18 protein-coding genes are annotated in these 21,741 nt (G+C 73.2%); 14 read left to right on the top strand and 4 right to left on the bottom strand.

From position 1 onward, the window contains the following. The first annotated feature begins 57 nt into the window (after positions 1-57). The 5 genes from ACFV4N_RS06370 to ACFV4N_RS06390 all read left to right on the top strand — a co-directional run bounded on the left by ACFV4N_RS06370 (position 58) and on the right by ACFV4N_RS06390 (position 7,597). Positions 58-210 (top strand): hypothetical protein, encoded by a 153-nt coding sequence (locus ACFV4N_RS06370; RefSeq protein WP_499671450.1) that lies wholly within the window; start codon positions 58-60, stop codon positions 208-210. A gap of 44 nt (positions 211-254) precedes the next feature. Beyond that, on the top strand, positions 255-4,058 hold the full coding sequence (locus ACFV4N_RS06375; protein ID WP_499671451.1) for a golvesin C-terminal-like domain-containing protein: 3,804 nt from the start codon (positions 255-257) through the stop codon (positions 4,056-4,058). Then, on the top strand, positions 4,055-4,501 hold the full coding sequence (locus ACFV4N_RS06380; RefSeq protein WP_499671452.1) for a hypothetical protein: 447 nt from the start codon (positions 4,055-4,057) through the stop codon (positions 4,499-4,501). Before ACFV4N_RS06375 ends, ACFV4N_RS06380 begins: the two co-directional genes overlap by 4 nt. Before the next feature lie 239 nt (positions 4,502-4,740). After that, positions 4,741-5,925 (top strand): hypothetical protein, encoded by a 1,185-nt coding sequence (locus ACFV4N_RS06385; protein WP_499671453.1) that lies wholly within the window; start codon positions 4,741-4,743, stop codon positions 5,923-5,925. A gap of 97 nt (positions 5,926-6,022) precedes the next feature. Beyond that, a complete protein-coding gene (locus tag ACFV4N_RS06390) occupies positions 6,023-7,597 on the top strand; it encodes a glycosyltransferase family 87 protein (RefSeq protein WP_499671454.1) in 1,575 nt (524 codons plus the stop codon). Here the strand turns inward: ACFV4N_RS06390 and ACFV4N_RS06395 are convergent. Both ACFV4N_RS06395 and ACFV4N_RS06400 read right to left on the bottom strand, forming a co-directional pair. Next, positions 7,563-8,963, bottom strand: coding sequence for a glycosyltransferase family 87 protein (locus ACFV4N_RS06395; protein WP_499671455.1), 1,401 nt, complete (start codon positions 8,961-8,963; stop codon positions 7,563-7,565). The genes ACFV4N_RS06390 and ACFV4N_RS06395 overlap by 35 nt on opposite strands. After that, positions 8,960-9,733 carry a deoxyribonuclease IV gene (locus tag ACFV4N_RS06400; protein WP_499671456.1) on the bottom strand — a complete coding sequence of 258 codons (774 nt, stop codon included), beginning with the start codon at positions 9,731-9,733 and terminating at the stop codon, positions 8,960-8,962. Before ACFV4N_RS06400 ends, ACFV4N_RS06395 begins: the two co-directional genes overlap by 4 nt. Before the next feature lie 150 nt (positions 9,734-9,883). Here ACFV4N_RS06400 and ACFV4N_RS06405 point away from each other — a divergent pair, with 150 nt between their 5' ends. From ACFV4N_RS06405 to dnaB, 7 genes are all read left to right on the top strand, one after another. Further along, positions 9,884-10,897: a hypothetical protein gene (locus ACFV4N_RS06405; protein ID WP_499671457.1), complete on the top strand. Its 1,014-nt coding sequence runs from the start codon at positions 9,884-9,886 to the stop codon at positions 10,895-10,897. A 194-nt stretch (positions 10,898-11,091) separates the two neighbouring features. After that, positions 11,092-12,045, top strand: coding sequence for a trypsin-like serine peptidase (locus ACFV4N_RS06410; protein ID WP_499671458.1), 954 nt, complete (start codon positions 11,092-11,094; stop codon positions 12,043-12,045). A 138-nt stretch (positions 12,046-12,183) separates the two neighbouring features. Continuing rightward, positions 12,184-12,513, top strand: a complete 330-nt coding sequence (gene rpsF, locus ACFV4N_RS06415) for a 30S ribosomal protein S6 (RefSeq protein WP_499671459.1) — start codon at positions 12,184-12,186, stop codon at positions 12,511-12,513. Positions 12,514-12,528: 15 nt separating this feature from the next. Beyond that, positions 12,529-13,026 carry a single-stranded DNA-binding protein gene (locus ACFV4N_RS06420; protein ID WP_499671460.1) on the top strand — a complete coding sequence of 166 codons (498 nt, stop codon included), beginning with the start codon at positions 12,529-12,531 and terminating at the stop codon, positions 13,024-13,026. Between the two features lie 47 nt (positions 13,027-13,073). Further along, positions 13,074-13,313 (top strand): 30S ribosomal protein S18, encoded by a 240-nt coding sequence (gene rpsR, locus ACFV4N_RS06425; protein ID WP_033428226.1) that lies wholly within the window; start codon positions 13,074-13,076, stop codon positions 13,311-13,313. A gap of 16 nt (positions 13,314-13,329) precedes the next feature. Further along, complete coding sequence (gene rplI / locus ACFV4N_RS06430; protein WP_499671461.1) at positions 13,330-13,785, top strand: 50S ribosomal protein L9; 456 nt, start codon at positions 13,330-13,332, stop codon at positions 13,783-13,785. A 421-nt stretch (positions 13,786-14,206) separates the two neighbouring features. Beyond that, positions 14,207-15,568, top strand: a complete 1,362-nt coding sequence (gene dnaB / locus ACFV4N_RS06435) for a replicative DNA helicase (RefSeq protein ID WP_499671462.1) — start codon at positions 14,207-14,209, stop codon at positions 15,566-15,568. A gap of 21 nt (positions 15,569-15,589) precedes the next feature. Here dnaB and ACFV4N_RS06440 read toward each other — a convergent pair whose 3' ends face one another. Continuing rightward, positions 15,590-16,567, bottom strand: a complete 978-nt coding sequence (locus ACFV4N_RS06440; RefSeq protein ID WP_499671463.1) for a helix-turn-helix transcriptional regulator — start codon at positions 16,565-16,567, stop codon at positions 15,590-15,592. A 110-nt stretch (positions 16,568-16,677) separates the two neighbouring features. On the opposite strand from ACFV4N_RS06440, the gene ACFV4N_RS06445 reads away from it, so the two are divergent. Together ACFV4N_RS06445 and ACFV4N_RS06450 are read left to right on the top strand one after the other, a co-directional pair. Beyond that, the gene (locus ACFV4N_RS06445; protein ID WP_499671464.1) at positions 16,678-17,082 is read left to right on the top strand and encodes a VOC family protein; all 405 of its coding nucleotides are present in this window, start codon (positions 16,678-16,680) and stop codon (positions 17,080-17,082) included. A 118-nt stretch (positions 17,083-17,200) separates the two neighbouring features. Beyond that, positions 17,201-18,427 carry a cytochrome P450 gene (locus ACFV4N_RS06450; protein WP_499671465.1) on the top strand — a complete coding sequence of 409 codons (1,227 nt, stop codon included), beginning with the start codon at positions 17,201-17,203 and terminating at the stop codon, positions 18,425-18,427. Between the two features lie 34 nt (positions 18,428-18,461). On the opposite strand, the gene ACFV4N_RS06455 is transcribed toward ACFV4N_RS06450, so the two are convergent. Next, positions 18,462-21,626, bottom strand: a complete 3,165-nt coding sequence (locus tag ACFV4N_RS06455) for an ATP-binding protein (protein WP_499671466.1) — start codon at positions 21,624-21,626, stop codon at positions 18,462-18,464. Positions 21,627-21,741: the final 115 nt, after the last annotated feature.

Here is a 21,741-nt window from a genome sequence, read left to right on the forward strand (position 1 = left end):
CGGCGCCGGCGGTTCCCCCTTCCCCGGGAAACCGCCGGATAACGAGGAGGAACAATCGTGAGGACCACGCGGAGGATTTTCGCGGCCGTCGCCGCGGGCTACGTCATCCACTTCGACGAGGACAACTTCCCGACCTGGAAGAACCGGATCTCGTCGTTCATCGTCCACGGCAGGTACCACTCCTCCCGCGCGAAGTCAGGAAGAGGATGACAAGAAGACGCACAGGTCGAACACTCGCCGCATCGGCGGTCTCGTTGGCACTCCTCGCGCCCACCCCGCCGATCGCCGCCGCGGCGCCCGTCCCGCCGCAGGCCCGGCAGCAGCCCACGGCCTCCGGGCCGTCCCCGCCCAACACCACCGACCCGGCCAAGCGCGATCAGGTGCTCGGCTCGGGGTGGCGGCAGTCGACGGATCGGGCGTGGACCACCAGCGGTGATGGGGATGGCTTCCACGTCTTGGTGGCCGACGCCTCGACCGGGTACACGTGGCGCACGGCGGCGACCCTGTCGGAACCGGGGTTCGAGGCCGACCAGTGGATCGGCAACGCGTGCGTGACCGGGTCCGGCGAGCACGTGATCGTCGTCTACGCGCCGCGGATCTTCACCAATCGGGACCGGTTGGCCGGGCGGGGCGGGTTCAGCGCGACCGTGGACCTGGACACCGGCGCGGTGACCAAGCTGCCGGTCCGGTCGAGCCTCGCCTACTTCAACCCGGGGTGCGGCGCCGGTGAGGACGCCGTGCTCACCGAGGAGGGCGATGACCTGGGCCGGACGCGGTTGACCAGGGTTGACGCCGACACGGCGACGACGGCGAAGCCGATCGAGGTGGAGGGTCAGGTCACCTCCGCCGTGCCAACGCCCGCCGGTGTGGTGGCGGCATCCGGATCGGCGCTGGTCAGGATCGACGAGAGCGGGAACCGCACCCGCGTGGCCGTCACGACCGGGTCGCCGTTCATGGTCCGGTCGGACGCCGACGGCGGCGTGGTGTTCCTCGAACGGCTGGGCGACCGGGTGCGAGCGCGGCGGGCGCTGCCCGACGACCCGGGGGCGAACGTGACCACGCTCGCCTCCGGTGGGATCGCGGACCTGGGCGTCACCTCGGGCCGAGCGGGTTCGGTGTTCCTCACCGGCAAGGCCGACGAGGTCGGTGTGCTGCCGCGGTCCGTGATCAAGGTCGACGCGGCCAGGGACGCGCTGGTGTCCACCGAGGGTCGCGTCGCGGTGGAGCGGTCCGGCTGGGCCGGCGCGCCCGGACCCGATCCAGCCGCCGCCCGCCCGGTGGAGGTCGGGCTGAAGGTCCTCGGCAACGGGGAGAGGCTGGACTTCACCGTCGACCCTGCCGAGGTGGTCGGCACGCGCGCGGTGAGCGGGCGCGAGCCACACCCCGGGTCCCGGGGGTCCGGGGAGGTGTCGGCGAACACCGACCTCACCAACCCGGTGGACGCCGAGCGCACCTGCGCCCTCCCGCGCGGCGACGCCTCGGCCATGGCCACCCAGCCCACGCCGCTCCAGGCGGAGTGGGCGGCGGACCGCGCCGTGCTGGGCACCCTGGAGAACACCGACGGGGCACAGGCCATGTTCCCGTCGATCCCGCTCGACGGCGGTCAGAAGGTGCCGCCACAGATCCTGCTCGGCATCATGGCGCAGGAGTCCAACCTGTGGCAGGCCGCCCGGTTCGCGCTGCCCGGTGTGAGCGCCAACCCGCTGATCGGCAACTACTTCGGGCTCGCGATCTACAACGAGGACGGCGGCGACGACTGGGACATCCACTGGGACGACGCCGACTGCGGTTACGGCATCACGCAGGTCACCGACGGCATGCGGATGGCGGGCCGCGAAGGCGACCACGCGTCGGCACTCCCGGCGAACCAGCAGCGGGCGATCGCGCTGGACCACAAGACGAACATCGCGCGAGGTCTCCAGATCGTCCAGGAGAAGTGGAACCAGACCCGAGCGGCCGGCCTCGTCGTGAACAACGGCAACCCGCGCAAGATCGAGAACTGGTTCTTCGCGGTGTGGGCCTACAACTCGGGGTTCAACGCGAACAAGGGCGACGGCTCGCCGTGGGGCGTGGGGTGGACCAACAACCCGATCAACCCGCGCTACCCGGCCAACCGGCTGCCGTTCCTGGAGTTCAGCCAGGCGGACGCGGTACGGCCCAACCTTTGGCCGTACCCGGAGAAGGTCATGGGCTGGGCCGCGCATTCGATCTCGACGACGTCGGGGCCGGGTTTCGCCCCGGCGTGGTGGAACACCACCCTCCAGCGGGAACGGGTGAAGCCGCCGATCGACCTGTTCTGCACGCCGCAGAACGACTGCCACCCGGGTCAGCAGTGGGTGCCCGACGACCCGTCGGTGCTGCCGGGTCCCGGTGACGACCCGGAGCCACCGGGACCGTGTGACCACCGGAACCCGGCCACGGGCAAGCGGGACCTCAAGTGCTGGTGGCACCTGCCCGCGACGTGGAAGCCCGACTGCGACGTGAGTTGCGGCAACTGGAACTTCACCTTCGACGTGGAGCCGGCGCCCGCATGGGGTGCGAACTACCCGCCGCGGTGCGCGCAGGACACCCTGCCCGCGAACGCCCTGATCGTCGACGACCTGCCTGCCACGCCCGCGCCGCTGCCGGCGAAGTGGGCGGATCCGAACCGACGCTGCACGCGGGACTGGACCAGCCAGGGCACGTTCGAACTCGCGTTCGGCACGCCGTCCGCGAAGATTGATTTCCACCAGATCGGCGCGGGCTTCGACAACCACTTCTACTTCGGCCACACCCGCAAGGGCGACGCCGCGGGCGACCTGGGCAAGGTCACCGGGACGTGGACGCTCAACCGCCGGCTCGACGGCTGGGCCCGGGTCCTGGTGCACGTACCGGATCACGGCGCCCACACCAGGCAAGCGCGGTACGAGGTCGAGACCGGCTCGGCGACCAAGCACCGGACCGTGCTCCAGCGGACCGAGGCGAACAAGTGGGTCTCGCTGGGCGTGTTCCAGTTCTCCGGCACGCCCAGGGTGAGGCTGTCCACCACCACGTTCGACGGGGTGGGTGTGGAGGACGTCGCCTGGGACGCGGTGGCCTTCCAGCCCATGGCGCGCAAGCCCGACAACGTGGTCGTGGCGCTGGGTGACTCCTACTCCTCCGGCGAGGGATCGGGCGGCAACGGCGCCTACCACCGGGAGACGAACGTCCTCGGCGACACGCCGGACCTGCGCAACGCCTGCCACCGGTCGCCGCACGCCTGGTCGAGGCAGGGCAAGCTCGCCGCGCACGGCGGCAACACGATCGGCCAGATCGCCGACTTCTACAACGACCCCACGCTGGACTACCACCTGCTCGCGTGCAGCGGCGCGCGAGCCCGGCACGTCCTGCCGTTCCACTCGGCGAACGGCGACCCCCCGAAGGACGCGCTGGGCAAGACCGGCGAGGGGATGTACCGCGACCTGTCGCAGCTCGACCGGGGGTACGTCGACGAGAACACCACGCTCGTGACCATGTCCATCGGGGGCAACGACGCGCGGTTCACCGACATCCTGACGACCTGCCTCACCTACCTGTTCGACTGCCCGGAGCAAGTCCTGGAGGGCGATGCGAAGATGCTCAAGGAAGCGGCGCCCGAACGCATCCGGAACGAGGTGATGCCGTCGGTCGCCACGACCGTCCGGGAGATCCACCGCCTGGCGCCGAACGCCAAGATCGTGCTGATGGGGTACCCCAAGCTCCTGGAACACGGCCCCGCCTGCGAGTTGGCCTACTCGGGCCGGACGATCGACTGGCTCGCCGAGATGTCCGACCTGCTCGCGATCGAGTACAGCGGGCTGGCGCTCGACCTGAACACCGAGGGGATCCCCGTGGAGTTCGCCGACCCGCGGGCCGCGTTCAACGGCAAGGGAGCCTGCGGCAACCCGGCGCGGATCAACTTCATCGTGACCACGAGGACCGACGGCGACCAGCCGGTGCTCAACCAGCCCGTCGCCGCCGAGTCGTTGCACCCGACCAGGGAGGGGCACCAGTTGTACGGTGAGGTGTTCACCGGTGCGCTGAGGAGGTTGGGGCTGTGATCCGAGCGGGTCTCCTGCCGGCGCTGCTGGTCGCGGCCTGCGCGCTCTCGTGCTCCTCGGCGGACGAAGCGGTCGAGTACGCCGCGCAGGAGGCCCGCGACAACGCCGAACGCGGTCGGCAGCACGTGGAGGCCGCGGTCCGCGCCAAGCGGCACGAGGGCGCCGGCGCGGCGTTGACGGAAGCGGTCGTCCTCGACCCGGACGCGGTGTTCGCCGAACGCGTGGTCGACGGCGGCTTCGAGGTCGACGCCGCCTACTACGGCTCCGGCACCGCCGGCGGCGGTTGGAGCGCGGAGACGAGCCGCGTCCGGGTGTGCGTGCGGTTCGCGGCGAGGGTGGAGCCACCGACCGTCGAGGCCCGCGCGGTGGACTGCCCCGGCTCCCTGCCGACGGTGGTGCCGGGGTTCGGCACGTTCGACCGGACCGTTCCGCTCACCGATTAGACCCAGGTCCGCGCTCGCCGGCGGGATACCGGGCCGTCCCACCCGTGTCCCAGCGGGAAAGCTCGGAAAAAATTCTCCAAAACCGTCGTGATCCGCGCACCACCAATCTTCGTTGATCCTGGCACAGGGGCGTGGTTGCCTCTGCCGTGAAATCGGAACGCACATTCCAGGTAACCGTTCTCCCGCCGCCCTCCCCGGGCGGCGCACTCCACCGCACTCACCATTGAGGGGTATTCGCTGTGCGCAGGACCAGTGTTGTCGCGGCGGGCGTGCTCGCCGCCGGAGCGGTGCTGTCCGCACCTCTGACCGCGGGCGCCTCGACCGGCGCGCCGATCGTCCTCGGGACGCTGCCCGGCGGCGCCTACGGCAAGGCGGCCGACGTCAACGGGGCCGGTGTCGTCGTCGGCGAGGCGACCACGGCGGGCGGGCGGACGCACGCCGCGCGGTGGGGCGCCGACCACGTGGTCGGCCAACTCGGCACCCTGCCGGGCAGCACGTGGAGCACGGCCACCGCCGTCAACGAGGCGGGCACCGCCATCGGCACCGCGGGCACCGGCGCCGCGCCGCGGTTACCGGTCCGGTGGGACGCGTCGGGCGCGATCACCGCGCTGCCGCTGCTGCCCGGCGGCACGTGGGGCGACGTGCTCGCGATCAACGAGGGCGGCGTCGCGGTGGGCTACTCGTTCGCCTCGGACGGCCGCTCCCACGCGGTGAAGTGGAACGCCGACGGCGCGGTGGTCGACCTCGGCGCGCTGCCGGGCGGCCCCCACCCGTCACCCGAGCAGCGCGTCACGGACGCCGCGAGGTCGATCAACGACGACGGCGTGGTGGCCGGCACCGCCTACACCGCCGACGGCGTGGCCCGGCCCGTGCGCTGGGACGCGGCGGGCCCGACCCCGCTGGCCACGCCGAGCGGGTTGGCGGGCTGGGGGTCCTCCGTGAACGAGGTCGGCGACGTGCTCGGCGTCTACGGCACCGACTCGGGTCCGCGGGCCGCGCGCTGGACCGCGACCGGGACCGTGGTCCTGGGCACCATCACGGCGACCGGCTACGACGTGGTCGGGTTGGGCGACTCGGGCACCGCGGTGGGCAACGCCGTGGTCGGGCGGCTGAACGGCGCGAACCTCTACCGGGGCGTGTCCTGGGACGCGGCCGGTCAGCCGACCGCGCTGGCCCCGCTCGCCGGCGACGTGTCCGGCGAGGTCGTGGACGCGACGGAGGACGGCACCGCGATCGGCAACTCCACGTCGGCCCGGGAGACCGACCGGCCGGTGCGCTGGGTCGGCGGCGCCGTGCAGGACCTCGGCTCGCCGGCCGGCGCCACGTCGGCCTCCGCGGTCGCGGCGGCGGAGGGCGGCGCGGTCGTCGGCTTCGCGGTGCTCCCGGGTTTCCAGGTGCGCGCGGTGCTCTGGCCGGCGGCCTGACGCGACCGGTCCGAGGCGATCGGCGGGGTCCGCCGCGGGCACGCCCTGCGGCGGACCTCACATCCGTTGTTGACCGGTACCCGTAGCATCGCTGCCCGTGGCCAGCCCTTCTCACACGCAGGCGAACGCCGACGACGCCGACTCCCTCGGTCCCGAGGAGCGGGTCAACCCGACGTGGACCGAGGCGCCCGCCCGCGCGGTGAGCAGGCTGGTCGGCGGTCCCGTCGGCAGGCACGCCCAGGTCGGCAGGCAGTGGTTCTGGACGCCGGTGCGCGTGGTGCTGCTGTTCGCGGTCGTGACGCTGGCGCTGGCGTGGTTCCAGAAGTCGCCGTGCGTCCAGCAGTACGTCGACGACAACGGCGTGGTGCAGCTGGACTGGCGGGGCAGCAGGCAGTTCGTCGCCCTGTGCTACTCCGACACCGTCCCGCTCTACACCGCGGAGCGGTTGGACAAGCCGGGGACGTTCCCCTACAAGACGTCGTGGGTGGACGACGAGGGCAAGCCGACGGCGCACGTCCGGTACATGGAGTACCCGGTGCTGACGGGCATGTTCATGCTGCTCAACGCCCGGATGGCGCAGGGCTGGACGGTGATCGCCCAGTCGGGCTGGCTGCCGGACCCGATGACCGTGATCGTGTACTTCAACATCACCGCGGTGTGGCTGGCGCTGGCGTGGCTGGTGACGGCGTTCGCGGTGGCGCAGCTGGCCAGGCGACGACCGTACGACGCGGTGCTGGTGGCGATCTCGCCGCTGGTGGTCGTGCACGCGTTCACCAACTTCGACACGCTGGCCACCGCGTTCGCCACGGCGGCCATGCTGGCGTGGGCCAGGAAGAAACCGCTGCTGGCGGGCGTGCTCCTGGGCCTGGGTGGCGCGGCGAAGCTGTACCCGCTGTTCCTGCTCGGGCCGTTGCTGCTGCTGTGCTGGCGGTCGGGGAAGCTGCGGTCGTTCTTCACCACGCTGGCCGCGACCCTGGTCACCTGGGCGGCGGTGAACGCGCCGATCGCGCTGCTGTACCCGGCGGGCTGGCGGGAGTTCTTCCGCTTGAACACCGAGCGCGGCGTCGACCCGGACTCGCTCTACAACGTGGTCGCCCAGTGGACGGGCTGGCAGGGCTTCGACCCGGGCCTGGTGCAGGGGCAGGCGCCGGAGGTGCTGAACACGGTCAGCGCGGTCCTGTTCCTGGTGTGCTGCGCGGCGATCGGGTACGTGACCCTGTCCGCGCCGCGGCGGCCGCGGTTCGCGCAGCTGGGGTTCCTGGTGGTGGCGGCGTTCCTGCTGACGAACAAGGTGTGGAGCCCGCAGTACTCGCTGTGGCTGGTGCCGCTGGCGGTGCTCGCGCTGCCGCGCTGGCGGCTGCTGCTGGCGTGGATGGCGGTCGACGCGCTGGTCTGGGTGCCCCGGATGTACTTCTACCTCGGCGTGGAGAACAAGGGGCTGCCGATCGACTGGTTCCTCGGCGCGGTGGTGGCGCGGGACGTGATGGTGCTGGTGCTGTGCGCGCTGGTGGTGCGCGAGATCTACCGGCCGGAGCTGGACAAGGTGCGGCAGGCGGGCGACGACGACCCGGCGGGCGGGCCGCTCGACGGCGCGCCGGACCGGTTCGTCCTGCGGTTCGGGCGGAAGCCCGAACCGGTCAGCCCACCGGAGCGGGAGGTCGCCGGCGTGTGAGCGGGCGGTCGGTGAAGGTCACCTCGGACCGCAGGAACACCAGGAACAGCGCCGCCAGCAGCGCGGCCCGCCCCCACACCCCGATCACCACGGCCTGCGCCGCGAACCCGTCGTAGATGCCGGTCGGCAGGCCGGACTCGATGGCGTAGTACCAGCGGAAGATGCCGATGCCCATCGCGAGGTCGGCGGCGAAGTACGCCGCCACCCAGCCCCAGTTCACCCGCAGCAGCACGAACATCGGCACCAGCCACAGCGTGTACTGCGGCGAGTGCACCTTGTGCAGCAGCAGGAACCCGCACAGCATGGCCGCCGACACCGGCACCCACGGGTAGGTGCCCTCCGCCTGGTAGCGCCGCCACCCGAGCCGGCACGCCAGCGCGAACGACAGCAGGATGGTGAGCGGCGAGAGCACCGACACCACCGACTGCATGGTCTCGTCCGCCATGAACGGCCGCATCGACCAGAACCAGACCGAGTTGGTGGTGATGTCCACCCGCCGCAGGCCCTGGAACTCGAACGAGGCCCGCCAGCCCTCCGGCCCGGCCACCGCGAACGGCAGGTTGATCACCACCGCGGTGAGCACCGCCACCAGCGCCACGCGGGTCGCGCCCACCGGGTCGTACCGCTTGCCGGCGGGCAGCTCGCGGCCACCGGGGCCGCCGGTCAGCACGTACAGGCACAGGGGCAGCACGAAGATCGCCGGGTAGACCTTGAACGCGAACCCGACGCCGAGCAGCACCGCCGCGACCACCGCGCGGTCCACCAGCGGCCGCTCGCGCCCGCCCCAGCCCCGGTGCACCGCGTACACCGCCGCCACCGCGCAGAGCACGACCGGCAGGTCCCAGTTGTGGAACGCGTAGAGCACCAGCGGCGGCCCGAGCGCCCAGATCAGCGCCCGCCACCGGCTCAGCTTCCCGAGCAGGTACCCGGTCGCCAGGCCGAACGGCGCCATCAGCAGCGCCGAGAACAGCAGGAACGCCCCGTCGGTTTGCGCGAAGAACGCGCCCATCCAGATCAGCAGGCCGGTCAGCACCGGGTACTCGACCACCCCGCCGACCAGCACGCCCCCGCTGGTGATGCCGCCGTTGACGTACGGGAACACGTGCCGGTCGACGTCGCGCCCGATCCACAGGTGCTGGATGTCGGAGTAGCAGACGTCGGCCTTGTTGCGCTTCGCGTAGTCCGGCGCGCTGCGGCCCCACTGGTCGTAGACCGGTCCGGTGCAGCGGTCCTTGTTGAGGAAGCCCGCGAACAGCGTGACGCCGCACAGCAGGACCAGGGCGGCGAGCGCGAGGCGGCCGAGCCCCGGCGGCCGGGGACCGACGTCCGCGCGCCCGGGCGCGGACGTCTCCCGCGTCGAGCTCATCGGACCAGGTGCTCGCGGAGGAACGCGATGTCGGCGGCCTGGCCCTCGTCCGGCGTCTCGACCACGACCGGCGCGCCCGCGGCGGCGGCCACCGCGACGAGCTGCTCCGGGTCGATCGTGCCGGAGGCGATGTTGGCGTGGCGGTCGCGCGCGGAGCCGAACGGGTCGCGCGAGTTGTTGAGGTGCACCAGGTCGACGCGGCCGGTGATGGCCCGGACCCGGTCGACGACGCCCACCAGGTCCTCGCCGGAGGCGAACGCGTGGCAGGTGTCCAGGCAGAACCCGGCGCCGAACTCGCCGACCGCGTCCCACAGCCTGGCCAGCATCTCGAAGGTCCGCGCCATGGCGTTGTCGCCGCCCGCGGTGTTCTCGATCAGGATCGGGGTGGCGAACCCGCCCTCCTCCGCCTGCCGCTCGAACATCTTCCGCCAGTTGGCCACGCCCGCCAGCGGGTCCTCGCCCTTGGTCACGTGGCCGCCGTGCACGACCAGGCCCTTGGCGCCGACCTTCGCGGCGGCCTCGGCGTGCTGGAGCACCAGCTTGCGGGACGGGATGCGGACCCGGTTGTTCAGCGACGCCACGTTCGCCACGTAGGGCGCGTGGACGAACACGTCCACGTCCGAGGCCAGCAGCTCGTCGGCCCGCGGGTGCGCGGCGGGCGCCTTCCACCCCTGCGGGTCGGCCAGGAAGAACTGGACGACCTCGGCGCCGCGTTCGGCTGCCGCGCCGAGCGGGTCGTCGTCGCGGGAAACGTGGGCCCCGATGCGCATGGTGTGCAGGGTAATGGGGAAGCGCAACACCGCGGTCGGGATCGGCGATGCGGAAAACGTGGGTTCCAGGGGGTGGTTCGCGTCACCATCAGGACCTACGCTCGTTACTTGTAAGTAGGAAACGACGTGCGGCGCACCAGGAGGCAGCACATGCGGACCCGGCTCACCCGGCTGTTCGGCGCGGTCGCCGTGGTGTTCGCGGCCGGCACGGCGGGCGTCGTGGCGAGTCCCGGGACGGCCGCGGCCGCGGAACCGGTGGTCGTGGGCAGCTGCGCGGCGACGGTGCAGGGCGCGCCGGGCACCCCGGTGGCGCTGAGCACCGGCGCGGTGCTCGACCCGGTGGTCAACCTGGTGCGCGCGGTGCCGCTGCTCGGCCCGCCGCTGGCCGAGCCGTTCAAGCGGGCGTTCACCGCGCTGCCGCCCATCCCGATCGGCTCGATCCAGGCGGGCGAGACGGTGATCACCGGCGGCGAGATCGCGAACCGGGTCAACGCGGAGCTGAACAAGCTGCCGCTGCTCGGGCCGATCATCACCACGCTGACCGGCGCCGTGCGGACCGAGCTGACCAAGCTGTGCGGCGTGACGGCCAAGGTCGTGAACGGCGTGGCCGCGCCGGTCCAGGACGGGTCGAAGGCGATCGCGGACGCCTCGCAGCAGGCCGTGGGCGGGATCGTGCCGCCGCCCCCTGGCACCACGCCGCCGCCGGCCCCCGGTGGCACGCCGCCCCCGCAGACCGGCCGGCCCGGCGCCAACCCGGGCACGGGCACCCCCGGCGCCACGCCGGACCCGCAGCGCCCGTTCACCCCGGTCGGCGGCGTGGGCGGCCTCGACGTGCCGCTGTACGGCTCGAACCCGTGGAGCGGGAACTTCGGCCGCGTGCCGCTGCTCAACTACGGCGCCCTGCCGTTCGCCGTGCCCGGCCAGTACGCGCCGTCGCCGGGCGTGCGCTACGGCGGCGGGGTCAGCGGCTACCGGCCCGGCTACGAGCTGCCGAGCGCGGGCGACGCGGACGGCGTGCAGACCGCGGGCCACGCCCAGGCGCTGCCCGGCCTGGGCCGGATGGGCGGCGGGGTCGCGGCCCCGGTGCTGCTCGCGGTGCTGATGCTGGCCTGCGTCACGGGCGCGCTCGTGCGGACCTGGGTGCTGCGCCGGGCAGTCGCCTGACACCCCGCGCGCCTGACACCCGCCCCGCCTGGCACCCGATCCACCTGACATCCGGCCGGGAACACGGCCGCCAACTCCTCCGCAAGGCCCAACCGGGCCGCGCGTTGTTGCTGCGTTCGCCCGCCGATTGATCACGCCCGGCACTGGGATCGTCACTACTCGTCACCTCCGCGAGCCCCGAAGGGGGATCTCCGATGGCCAGACGAGCACCCTCCGCGCTGTCCGCACTCGCCCTCACCGCGACCCTCGCCGCAGCGCTCACCGCGACCCTCACCGCGGTGGGCGGCGCCCGCGCCACCGCCGCGCCGCCCCCACCCGACACGCCGGTCTCGAGCGACGGCCGGGTCGGTCCCACCGCCCCGGCCGCGGGGGTCGGCCGCGCCACCGCCGGGTTCGCGGGCACCGGCGACCCCGCCGACGCGGAGGGCGTCCGCCCCGCCGCACCGCGACCCGGGGTCCCGGACGGGGCGCCCGACGGCCTCGCCGCCCAGTCGATCATCCCGCCGGACGGGCGCACGCGGGTCACCGACACCACGACGTACCCCGCGAGCGCCGACGTCCAGGTCACCTTCACCAAGCCGAACGGCTCCGCGGGCTGGTGCACCGGCTGGCTGTACGCGTCGAACGCGGTCGCCACCGCGGGCCACTGCGCGCACTCCGGCGGCAGCGGCGGCGCGTGGAACACGAACTTCGCCGTCCACCCCGGCCGCGACGGCGGCTCGTCGCCGTTCGGGAGCTGCGGCGTGACCAGCGCCCACAGCGTCACCGGGTGGACCCTGAACGCGAACCCGGAGTACGACTACGCCGGTCTCGAGCTCGACTGCGCGGTCGGCACCGCCACCGGCTGGTACGGCATGAGCTGGACCACCGCGTCGCTCGACGGCACCGCGGTCGGCAGCTCCGGCTACCCGCAGGACAAACCCGCCGGCACCCAGTGGTCCACCTCCAGCTCGATCAGCGCCTCCTACACCCGCCAGCTCGCCTACCACCTCGACACCGTCGGCGGGCAGGACGGCTCGGTCGTCCGCGCGGCCGGGTGCTCGACGGTGTGCGGCATCGCGGTGCACGCGTACGGCCTCGGCGACCACAACCGCGGCACCCGGATCACCGAGGCGGCGTTCGCGAACTACCAGGCATGGAAGCTCTGAGCAGCCGCGACGGAGCCCTGAGCAGCCGCGACGGGGGCACACCCGGGCGCCTGTTACGCTGGACGGGTTGCTGACGCGACGACCCTCCTGCCACGGAACGTCCGTGGCCGCCGAGTCCACAGGAGGTGAGTGGTCTACATGCGTCATTACGAAGTGATGGTCATCCTCGACCCCAGTCTCGACGAGCGCACGATCGCGCCGTCCCTCGACACGTTCCTCAACGTCATCCGCACGTCGGGCGGCAACGTGGAGAAGGTCGACGTCTGGGGCAAGCGCCGGCTCAGCTTCGAGATCAACAAGCACAGCGAGGGCATCTACGCCGTGCTGGACCTGACCTCGACGCCGGAAGCGGTGAAGGAGCTGGACCGCCAGCTGGGCCTCCAGGAGACCATCCTGCGGACCAAGGTCCTGCGGCGCGAGCCCGCCAAGGCCGCGAAGGCCGCCGCCAAGGCCGCGGCCAAGGCGTAAGGGGCTGCCCGGACCATGGCAGGCGAGACGACGATCACGGTGGTCGGGAACCTGACCGCCGATCCGGAACTGCGCTTCACCCAGTCCGGCGCCGCGGTGGCGAGCTTCACGGTCGCCTCCACGCCCCGGACCTTCGACCGCCAGAGCGGCGAGTGGAAGGACGGCGAAGCGCTGTTCCTGCGGTGCAACGTGTGGCGGCAGGTCGCGGAGAACGTGGCCGAGTCCCTCACCCGCGGCTCGCGCGTGCTCGTGACCGGGCGACTGCGCCAGCGCTCCTTCGAGACGAAGGAGGGCGAGAAGCGCACGGTCATCGAGCTGGAGGTCGACGAGATCGGCCCCTCACTGCGCTACGCGACCGCGAAGGTCAACAAGGTGAGCCGGGGTGACGGCGGCGGCGGCTTCGGCGGCGGCGGCCAGTCCCGCGGCGGTGGCGGTGGCGCACCGGCCGACGACCCGTGGGGCTCCGCGCCCCCGGCCGGCTCCGGTGGCTTCGCCGACGAGCCCCCCTTCTAGACCGCACCGGTCCACCACCACTCTTCCGCGTCACCAGGAGTACACACATGGCCAAGCCGCCTGTGCGCAAGCCCAAGAAGAAGGTCTGCGCGTTCTGCAAGGACCGCAACGCCAACCTGATCGACTACAAGGACACCACCCTGCTCCGGAAGTACATCTCGGACCGGGGCAAGATCCGCGCTCGCCGGGTGACCGGCAACTGCAGCCAGCACCAGCGCGACGTCGCGGTCGCCGTCAAGAACGCCCGCGAGATGGCGCTGCTGCCCTACACCTCGACCGCTCGCTGAGAAAGGGGACGGGACAGTGAAGCTCATCCTCACCGCTGACGTGACCGGCCTCGGCGGCCCCGGCGACATCGTCGAGGTCAAGGACGGCTACGGCCGCAACTACCTGCTGCCCCGCGGCCTGGCGATCCTCGCCACCAAGGGCGCGGCCAAGCAGGTCGAGGTCATCCGCCGGGCGCAGGACACCCGCCGGGTCCGCGACCTGGACCACGCCAAGGAGCTGAAGGCCTCCCTGGAGGGCCTCGGCTCGGTCACGCTGAAGGCCAAGGCCGCGGCGGGCTCGAAGAAGCTGTTCGGCTCGGTCACCTCGTCCGACGTGGTGTCGGCCGTGCGCGCCGCCGGCGGCCCCGTGCTGGACAAGCGGGCCGTCGAGCTGTCGGGCCACATCAAGACCGTCGGCAAGCACTCGGTCAACGTCCGGCTGCACCCGGAGGTCACCGTCGCGCTGGCCGTCGAGGTCTCGGCCGCGGGCTGAACCGCCACCCGCTCGGCGTCGGAGGCGCCGTTCGACCGGTCTCCCCGGTCGGGCGGCGCCTTCGCGCGTCCGCCTGTGGACAACTCTTGTGACACCCCGTGCGCGACACGCCGAGGAGCCCGTTGCGCGCGACACGCCGATGGTGTGACAAAGGACTTGTCCACAAAATTATCCACAGGGCTTGACCTGGCAAAACTTCCGTCACCGACCGAGTTGTGCCCAGGTTGTCCACAGCTTTCCCCAGCCCTGTGGTCAGCTCGCCGTCACCATCCCCAACCTGTCCACCAGGTTGTCCACAGGCGCGTTTGCCTGCGCCATCCGGGTGGCTCTAGCGTCGCTGAATCCCTGGCGTGGTGCCCGCGAAATGTCGGACCCACGGGGTACAACATCCTGCACGGCAGCAGATTGGGGTGAGTGCGCGGTGGCGCTGGTGGACGACCGGGGCATGGCCGAGCCCGGCTTCGAACGACAGCCGCCGCAGGACCTCGCCGCCGAGCAGTCGGTCCTGGGCGGGATGCTGCTGAGCAAGGACGCGATCGCCGACGTGGTCGAGGTCCTCGCGCCCAACGACTTCTACCGCCCGGCCCACCAGGCGGTGTACGACTGCATCCTCGACCTGTACGGCCGCGGCGAGCCCGCCGACCCGATCACGGTGTCCGCGGAGCTGGAGCGCCGGGGCGAGCTGCTGCGCGTCGGCGGCGCGCCGTACCTGCACACCCTCATCGCCACCGTGCCCACCGCGGCCAACGCCTCCTACTACGCCGAGATCGTGGCGGAGAAGGCGGTGCTGCGGCGGCTGGTGGAGGCCGGCACGCGGATCGTGCAGCTGGGTTACAACGGCGCGGAGGGCGCGGACGTCGACGAGGTCGTCGACCGGGCCCAGGCGGCGATCTACGAGGTGACCGAGCGGCGCACCACCGAGGACTACGTGGCGCTGGAGGACCTGCTCCAGCCCACCATGGACGAGATCGACGCCATCGCCTCGCGCGGCGGCGCGTCGCTGGGCATCCCCACGGGCTTCGCCGACCTCGACGAGCTGACCAACGGCCTGCACCCCGGCCAGATGATCATCGTCGCGGCCCGCCCCGGCGTGGGCAAGTCCACCCTGGGCCTCGACTTCGCCCGCTCGTGCTCGGTGAAGCACGGCCTGACCAGCGCCATCTTCTCGCTGGAGATGTCGCGCACCGAGATCGTCATGCGCATGCTGTCCGCCGAGGCCCGCATCCGGCTCGGCGACATGCGCAGCGGCCGGATGAGCGACGACGACTGGACGCGGCTCGCCCGGCGGATGAGCGAGATCAGCGAGGCCCCGCTGTTCGTGGACGACTCGCCGAACCTGACGATGATGGAGATCCGGGCCAAGGCGCGACGGCTCAAGCAGCGCCACGACCTGCGGCTGCTGGTCGTGGACTACCTCCAGCTGATGTCGTCGGGCAAGCGCACCGAGTCGCGGCAGCAGGAGGTCTCGGAGTTCTCCCGGAACCTGAAGCTGATCGCCAAGGAGCTGGAGATCCCGGTGATCGCGATCAGCCAGCTGAACCGCGGTCCGGAGCAGCGGACCGACAAGCGCCCGCAGCTCTCCGACCTGCGCGAGTCCGGTTCGCTGGAGCAGGACGCGGACATGGTGATCCTGATCAACCGCCCGGACGCCTGGGAGCGGGACGACCCGCGGGCCGGTGAGGCGGACCTGATCCTGGCCAAGCACCGCGCCGGCCCCACGGCCACCATCACGGTGGCGCACCAGCTGCACTACAGCCGCTTCGCCGACCTCGCCCAGGGCTGATCCCGGGTAGCCGGCGCGTGATCAGTCCTCCGGTCGCGCGTCGGCGTGACCGGCGAGCCGGCCGGCCAGTGCGCGCACCAGGTCGCGGAGGGCGTCGGGTCGTTCGACGACGAAGGGCCGGTCGAGCGCGGCGAGCAGGGGCGGTATCCACTCGAGCCGTTGCGCCCGTATCCGGGCCCGCACCCACGGGGTGCCGGAGTGGACCTCCTCCAGCACGGCGACGGACGGCGGGAAGACGGAGCGGACCTGCTCGGGCGTCGCGCGGATCCGCACGGACACCTCGTGCCGGTGCGGCGCCTCGGCGATGGCGGTCAGCACCTGCCGGGCCGCGTCGAACCCGGCCGGCACGTCGAACGTCCCGGCGAGCGTCCCGACGGCCGTGATCCGGTCGACGCGGAACGTCCGCACCCGCCCGCCGACGGAGTCGAAGCCGGTCAGGTACCAGCGCCCGGAGTGGGCCACGACCCCGTACGGGTGGACGACGCGTTCACCGGCACCGCCGTGCGAGGCGACGTAGGCGAGTTCGACCGGACGACGATCCCGTGCCGCCTCCGCGACGGTGAGCAGCACCTCGGCCTCCGCCGTGAGCGCCGGTCGTGCGGGCGCGGTGAAGTCGGCGACCTCCAGCAGCGCGTCGAGCCGGCGGCCGAGGGCTTCGGGCAGCACTCTCCGGACCTTCGCCGCCGCGCTCTCGGTCGCCGCGACCGAAGTGCTGATCAACCCGGCCCGCCGGCCCGCGACCAGGCCGAGCAGGACGGCCAGCGCCTCCTCGCCGCTGAGCATCAGCGGGGGCATCCGGTAGCCGGGGGACAGGCGGTACCCGCCGTACCGCCCGCGCACCGAGCGGACCGGGATGCCCAGGTCGAGGAGGTGGTCGACGTAGCGGCGGACGGTGCGCTCGTCCACGTCGAGCCGCCCGGCCAGCTCGGCGACCGTCCGGGTGCCCCCGCCCTGGAGGATCTCCAGCAGGGCCAGCACGCGAGCCATGGGCCGGGTCACGCACCGGATCTTCCCGATACCGGGCGGATCCTGTCCACTATCGCCCCTAGCGTGCCCGGTGTCCCCGGAGGACGGAACGGAACCGGCCTCCACCGCAGGAAGGACCCACCGTGCAGCTCGTCTCCACCCGCGTCATCACCCACGACGTCGCCCGGCTCGTCCGGTTCTACGAGCAGGTCACCGGCCTCGACGCCCGGCGACCCGCCGAGCAGTTCGCCGAGTTCGCGGGCCCGTCGTGCACGTTGGCCATCGGCAGCGCCGAGACGATGGCGCTGTTCGGCGCCGGGGCGGCCGTGCCCGGGTCGAACCGGACCGCGATCCTCGAGTTCCTCGTCGAGGACGTCGACCGGGAGCACGAGCGGCTGGTGGGCCTGGCCGTCGCCCCCGAGATCGTGCAGGGGCCGAGCACCATGCCGTGGGGGAACCGCTCCCTGCTGTTCCGCGACCCCGACGGCAACCTGGTCAACTTCTTCACCCCGCTCACCGACGAGGCCCGCGCGAGGCTCGCCCGCTGACGACGCCGGGGCGGGGGCGGTGCGGGGGCGGTGCGGGGGCCGCCGGTGTCCGGGCCGTGTCAGCCCCGTGTCAGGACCTCCGGTGATCGTGGTGGCGACCACCACGAGAGGACACCCGATGAGCCGAACGGTCCCCGTCCCCCAGGGCCTCCCCATGGAGCGCGACGCCGGCCCCTTCGACCCGCCCAGCGCGATCACCCGGCTGCGCGACGCCCGTCCGGTCAGCCCCCTGGCCTTCCCCGACGGCCACGAGGGCTGGCTCGTCACCGGCTACCACGAGGTCCGCCAGGCCCTGGCCGACACCCGGTTCAGCTCACGCCAGGACCTCGGCGTCATCCACCTGCCGTACGAGACCCCCGGGATGCCCACCGCCACCGAGCCGTCGCCGCAGACGCCCGGCCTGTTCATCAGCATGGACCCGCCGGACCACACCCGGCTGCGGCGGCTGCTCACCGGCGCCTTCACCGTCAAGCGCATGAAGCTGCTCGAGGAGCACGTCGTCGAGGTCGCCGAGCGGCAGTTGGCGGAGATGGCGCGCCTGACCCCGCCGGTCGACCTGGTCAAGGCGTTCGCGCTGCCGGTGCCCTCGTTGGTGATCTGCGAACTGCTCGGCGTCCCGTACGCGGACCGGGAGACCTTCCAGGTCAACTCCGCGAAGTTCCTGGAGAAGGAGGTGACGCTGGAGGACAAGGTGGCCGCGTACGGCGCGCTGACCTCGTACCTGGGCGAGCTGGTCGCGCGCAAGCGCGCCGAACCCGACGAGGACGTGCTGTCCGACCTGGCCCGCAACGACGACCTCACCTCCGAGGAGCTGGTCGGCATCGCCTTCCTGCTGCTGCTCGCGGGCCACGAGACGACCGCGAACATGCTGGCGCTCGGCGCCTTCGCGCTCCTGGAGAACCCCGGCCAGCTGGCCGCGCTGCGCGCCGACCCGGAGCTGCTGCCCGGCGCCGTCGAGGAGCTGATGCGCCACCTGTCCGTCGTCGACGTCTTCTACCGCTACGCGGTGGAGGACTTGGAGCTGGGCGGCGAGACGATCGGCAAGGGCTCGACCGTCGTCCTCTCGCTGCTGGCCGCCAACCACGACCCCCGGCGCTTCGACGACCCCGACGCCCTGGACCTCCGCCGCGTGGCCCGCGGTCACCTGGGCTTCGGCCACGGCGTCCACCAGTGCCTCGGCCAGCAGCTGGCCCGCATCGAGATGCGCGCCGGTTTCGCCGGCCTGCTGCGCCGCTTCCCCACGCTCGAACTCGCCGTGCCCGCCGACGAGGTGAGGCTCCGGACCGACATGAACATCTACGGCGTCCACGAACTGCCGGTCACCTGGACCGGAACGGCCCCGTAGCCGGGTTCGCGGTGGCGGGTTCAGGGTGCCGGGTTCACGGGGCGAGCGCGTCCGCGACCAGCTCCCGCCAGTCCGCCTCCTCCCGCACCACCTCGGTGAACCGCGCGTCGCCGAGCCGGCGCCGCGCGGCCTCCTCGATCCGGGCCACGTCCGGGCGGGAGCGGTCCGGCAGGCCGAGCACGGCGGCGCTCGCGGCGAGCAGCCGCGCGGCCTGCTCGTGCCGTTCGCGGCGCAGCGCCAGGTCGGCGACCCCGACGAGCACCTGCGCGGTCAGGGACGGGTGACCGGCCTCGGTGGTCGCCCGGAAGGCCGCGACGCGGTGCTCGCGGGCCTCGTCGACCCCTTCGGCGAGGTAGCCGAGGAAGTCGTGCCTCATCGCGCGGAGGCTCGGCTGCTCGGCGTCATCGCCGAGCAGGGCCGTGGCGACGCCGAGTTGCCGGCGCGCCTGCTCGACGTCGCCGCGCCAGCGGGCCAGCTCCGCCTTCGCCATGGCGAGGTCGGTCAGCGCCTCCGGCCAGGCGACCCGCTCCGCGTGCCGCTGCGCCTCCGCCAGGGCGGCCCGGCTCGCCCCCTCGTCACCGGCCAGCCAGTGCAGCTGGGCCTGCCGCGCCCGCATCCGCACGACGTCCTCGACGGCGCCGACCTCGGTGACGACCGCGATGGCGTGCTCGTAGTGCTCGCACGCGCCGGCGAACTCGCCGCGCACGGCGATCCGGTCCGCCAGCTCGGTCAGGGCGAACGAGGTGCCCCACCGCTCGCCGATCGCGCGGAACTCGGCGAGCGCCGCCTCCAGGTAGGCGTCCGCGTCCCGCCCGCCGTGGCCGAGCACGATCCGGCCCTTGCCGAGGTGCAGCCGGGCGAGGGCGCGCACCCAGGGGTCCCCGTCGGCGAGCAGCGGTTCGAACGCGGACTGGAACGCGTCGGGCGGGAACCCGTCCGGCCGGAACCCCTCCGCCACGTGCAGCGTGCGCTCCAGCGCGACGATGAGCCCCACCACCGGGTGCAGGCCGGGGATCCGCCCGCTGATCTCGGCCGCGCTGCGGATCCAGTCCCGCGCGTGGCGCTGGTCGCTGCCCCGCCCGGAGGTCAGGAACGCCGTGACGAACGCGTACACGACGGCCCGGACCTCGTCGGGCACCTCGCCGGGCACGGCGGTGGCCGCCATGATCAGTTCGTTGCCCTCGGCCTTGTGCCCGCCGAGCCACCAGTACCAGCCGGCCGCCGCGGCGAGCCGCATCGCCTCGTGCGCCTCGCCGGCCGCCAGCGCGCCGCGCATCGCGGCGGCGACGTTGTCGTGCTCGGCCTCCAGCCGGGCCAGCCACTCCAGCTGCTCGGCGCGGCGCAGGTGCGGCTCCGCGGTCTCGGCCAGCTCGGTGAAGTGCGCGAGGTGCGCGCGGCGCGCCAGGTCCGCCTCGCCCGCTTCGGCGAGCCGCTGCGCGGCGTACTCCTTGACGGTGCTCAGCATCCGGTAGCGCGGCGCCGCGTCGCCCTCGGTGAGCACCAGCGACTTCTCGGTCAGCGCGGTCAGCAGTTCGAGCACCTGCCACGCCTCGACGTCGCCGCCCGCGCAGACCCGCTCGGCCGCCTCCAGGCTCGCGCCGCCGGAGAACACCGAGAGCCTGCGCAGGACCACCCGTTCGGCGTCGTTGAGCAGCTCCCAGCTCCAGTCGACGACCGCGCGCAGGGTCCGGTGCCGCGGCAGGGCGGTGCGGCTGCCGCCGGTCAGCAGGCGGAACCGGTCGTCGAGCCGGTTGGCGAGCTGGTCGAGGGACATGGTGCGCAGCCTGGCCGCGGCGAGTTCGATGGCCAGCGGCATCCCGTCCAGCGCCCGGCAGACGCGCGCCATGGTCGCCAACGCGGCCGCGTCGACCGCGAGGTCCTTGCGCACCGCGCCGGCCCGGTCCCGCAGCAGCCGGACGGCCGGGGAGGACTCGATCGCGCGCGGGTCGGCGTCCGCCGAGGGCAGCGCCAGCGGCTCGACCGACCACAGCGCCTCGCCGGTGATGCCGAGCGGTTCCCGGCTCGTCGCGAGGACCCGCAGCCGCCGGCACTCCCCGAGCAGCCGGTGGGCGAACTTCGCCGCCGCGTCGATCACGTGCTCGCAGTTGTCCAGGACCAGCAGCGCCTCCCGCTCGCGGAGCGCGGCGACGACCCGCTCCACCGGCTCCGCGTCCGAGGTCCCGCCGAGCAGCGGCTCCCGCAGGCCGAGCACGGCGAGCGTCGGCTGCGCCACGTCACCGCCCGCGCCGACGGGGGCCAGCTCCACCAGCCACGCGCCGTCCGGCAGGTCGGGGAGCAGGGCGCGCACGGTTTCCGCGGCCAGCCTGGTCTTCCCCGAGCCACCCGGCCCGATCAGGGTGGTGAGCCGGTGCCCGCCGACGAGACCCCGGACCGCGGCGACGTCGGCGTCCTTGCCGACGAAGCTGGTCAGCTCGGCGCGCAGGTTGGTCCTCCGGTCCTCCTCCCGCCGACCCACCTCGCCCCGCAGCAGCGCGACGTGCAGCGCGGACAGCTCCGGTGACGGGTCGACGCCCAGCGCGTCGGCGAGGGCTTCGCGGGCCCGCTGGTACACCACCAGCGCCTCGGTGCTGCGGCCGGCCGCGCCGAGGGCGCGCATCAGCGCGGCGACGAGCCGCTCCCGCACCGGGTGCGCGGCCACCAGCTCGGTCAGCTCCGCGACCAGCTCCGCACCGCGGCCGAGGCGGACCTCGGCCTCGAACCGGTCCTCCAGCGCGGCCAGGCGCAGCCCTTCGAGCCGGGTGACCGCCGCGTCGAACGCCGCGCTGTCCTCCAGGCCCACGTCCTGCATGGCCGTGCCGCGCCACAGGCCCAGGGCCTCGCGCAGCAGGTCCGCCCGCCGCGCCTCCTCGGCGTCCCGGGCCCGGCCGACGAGGCGTTCGAACCGCACGGCGTCGACGGAATCGGGGTCCACCGCCAGCCGGTAGCCGCCCGCCTGGCCGTCGACCGCACCGCCCGGCAGCACCCTGCGCAACCGGGAGGCCAGGCGTTGCAGGGCGTTCGCCGCGTCGGACGGCGGGTGCTCGCCCCAGATCCAGTCGACCAGCGCCGCCTTCGGGACCACGCGGCCGGGTTCGAGCGCGAGCGCGATCAACAACGCGCGCAACCGGGCGCCCGGCACGCCTGCCGAGACGCCGTCGTCCGTGCGGACCTCGAACGGTCCGAGCATCCCGATCTGCACCCGGTCGATTCTGCCCCCGGCGGGCCGACCGGCCCCCGGCAGGTTGAGCGGCCCGGTCCCGACGCCGCCCGACCCGCGGGCGGGGGCACGACGCGCGATCGGCGGCGGAGGCCGC

It is taken from the genome of Actinosynnema sp. NPDC059797 (genome assembly GCF_042732085.1).
Taxonomy (GTDB): domain Bacteria; phylum Actinomycetota; class Actinomycetes; order Mycobacteriales; family Pseudonocardiaceae; genus Actinosynnema.

What these genes read in the sequence shown, in the direction of transcription:
- ACFV4N_RS06395 (WP_499671455.1), bottom strand. Translation starts at nt 8,963, where the DNA reads ATGAGCTCGACGCGGGAGACGTCCGCGCCCGGGCGCGCGGACGTCGGT.
- ACFV4N_RS06400 (WP_499671456.1), bottom strand. Translation starts at nt 9,733, where the DNA reads ATGCGCATCGGGGCCCACGTTTCCCGCGACGACGACCCGCTCGGCGCG.
- ACFV4N_RS06405 (WP_499671457.1), top strand. Translation starts at nt 9,884, where the DNA reads ATGCGGACCCGGCTCACCCGGCTGTTCGGCGCGGTCGCCGTGGTGTTC.
- ACFV4N_RS06410 (WP_499671458.1), top strand. Translation starts at nt 11,092, where the DNA reads ATGGCCAGACGAGCACCCTCCGCGCTGTCCGCACTCGCCCTCACCGCG.
- rpsF (WP_499671459.1), top strand. Translation starts at nt 12,184, where the DNA reads ATGCGTCATTACGAAGTGATGGTCATCCTCGACCCCAGTCTCGACGAG.
- ACFV4N_RS06420 (WP_499671460.1), top strand. Translation starts at nt 12,529, where the DNA reads ATGGCAGGCGAGACGACGATCACGGTGGTCGGGAACCTGACCGCCGAT.
- rpsR (WP_033428226.1), top strand. Translation starts at nt 13,074, where the DNA reads ATGGCCAAGCCGCCTGTGCGCAAGCCCAAGAAGAAGGTCTGCGCGTTC.
- ACFV4N_RS06450 (WP_499671465.1), top strand. Translation starts at nt 17,201, where the DNA reads ATGAGCCGAACGGTCCCCGTCCCCCAGGGCCTCCCCATGGAGCGCGAC.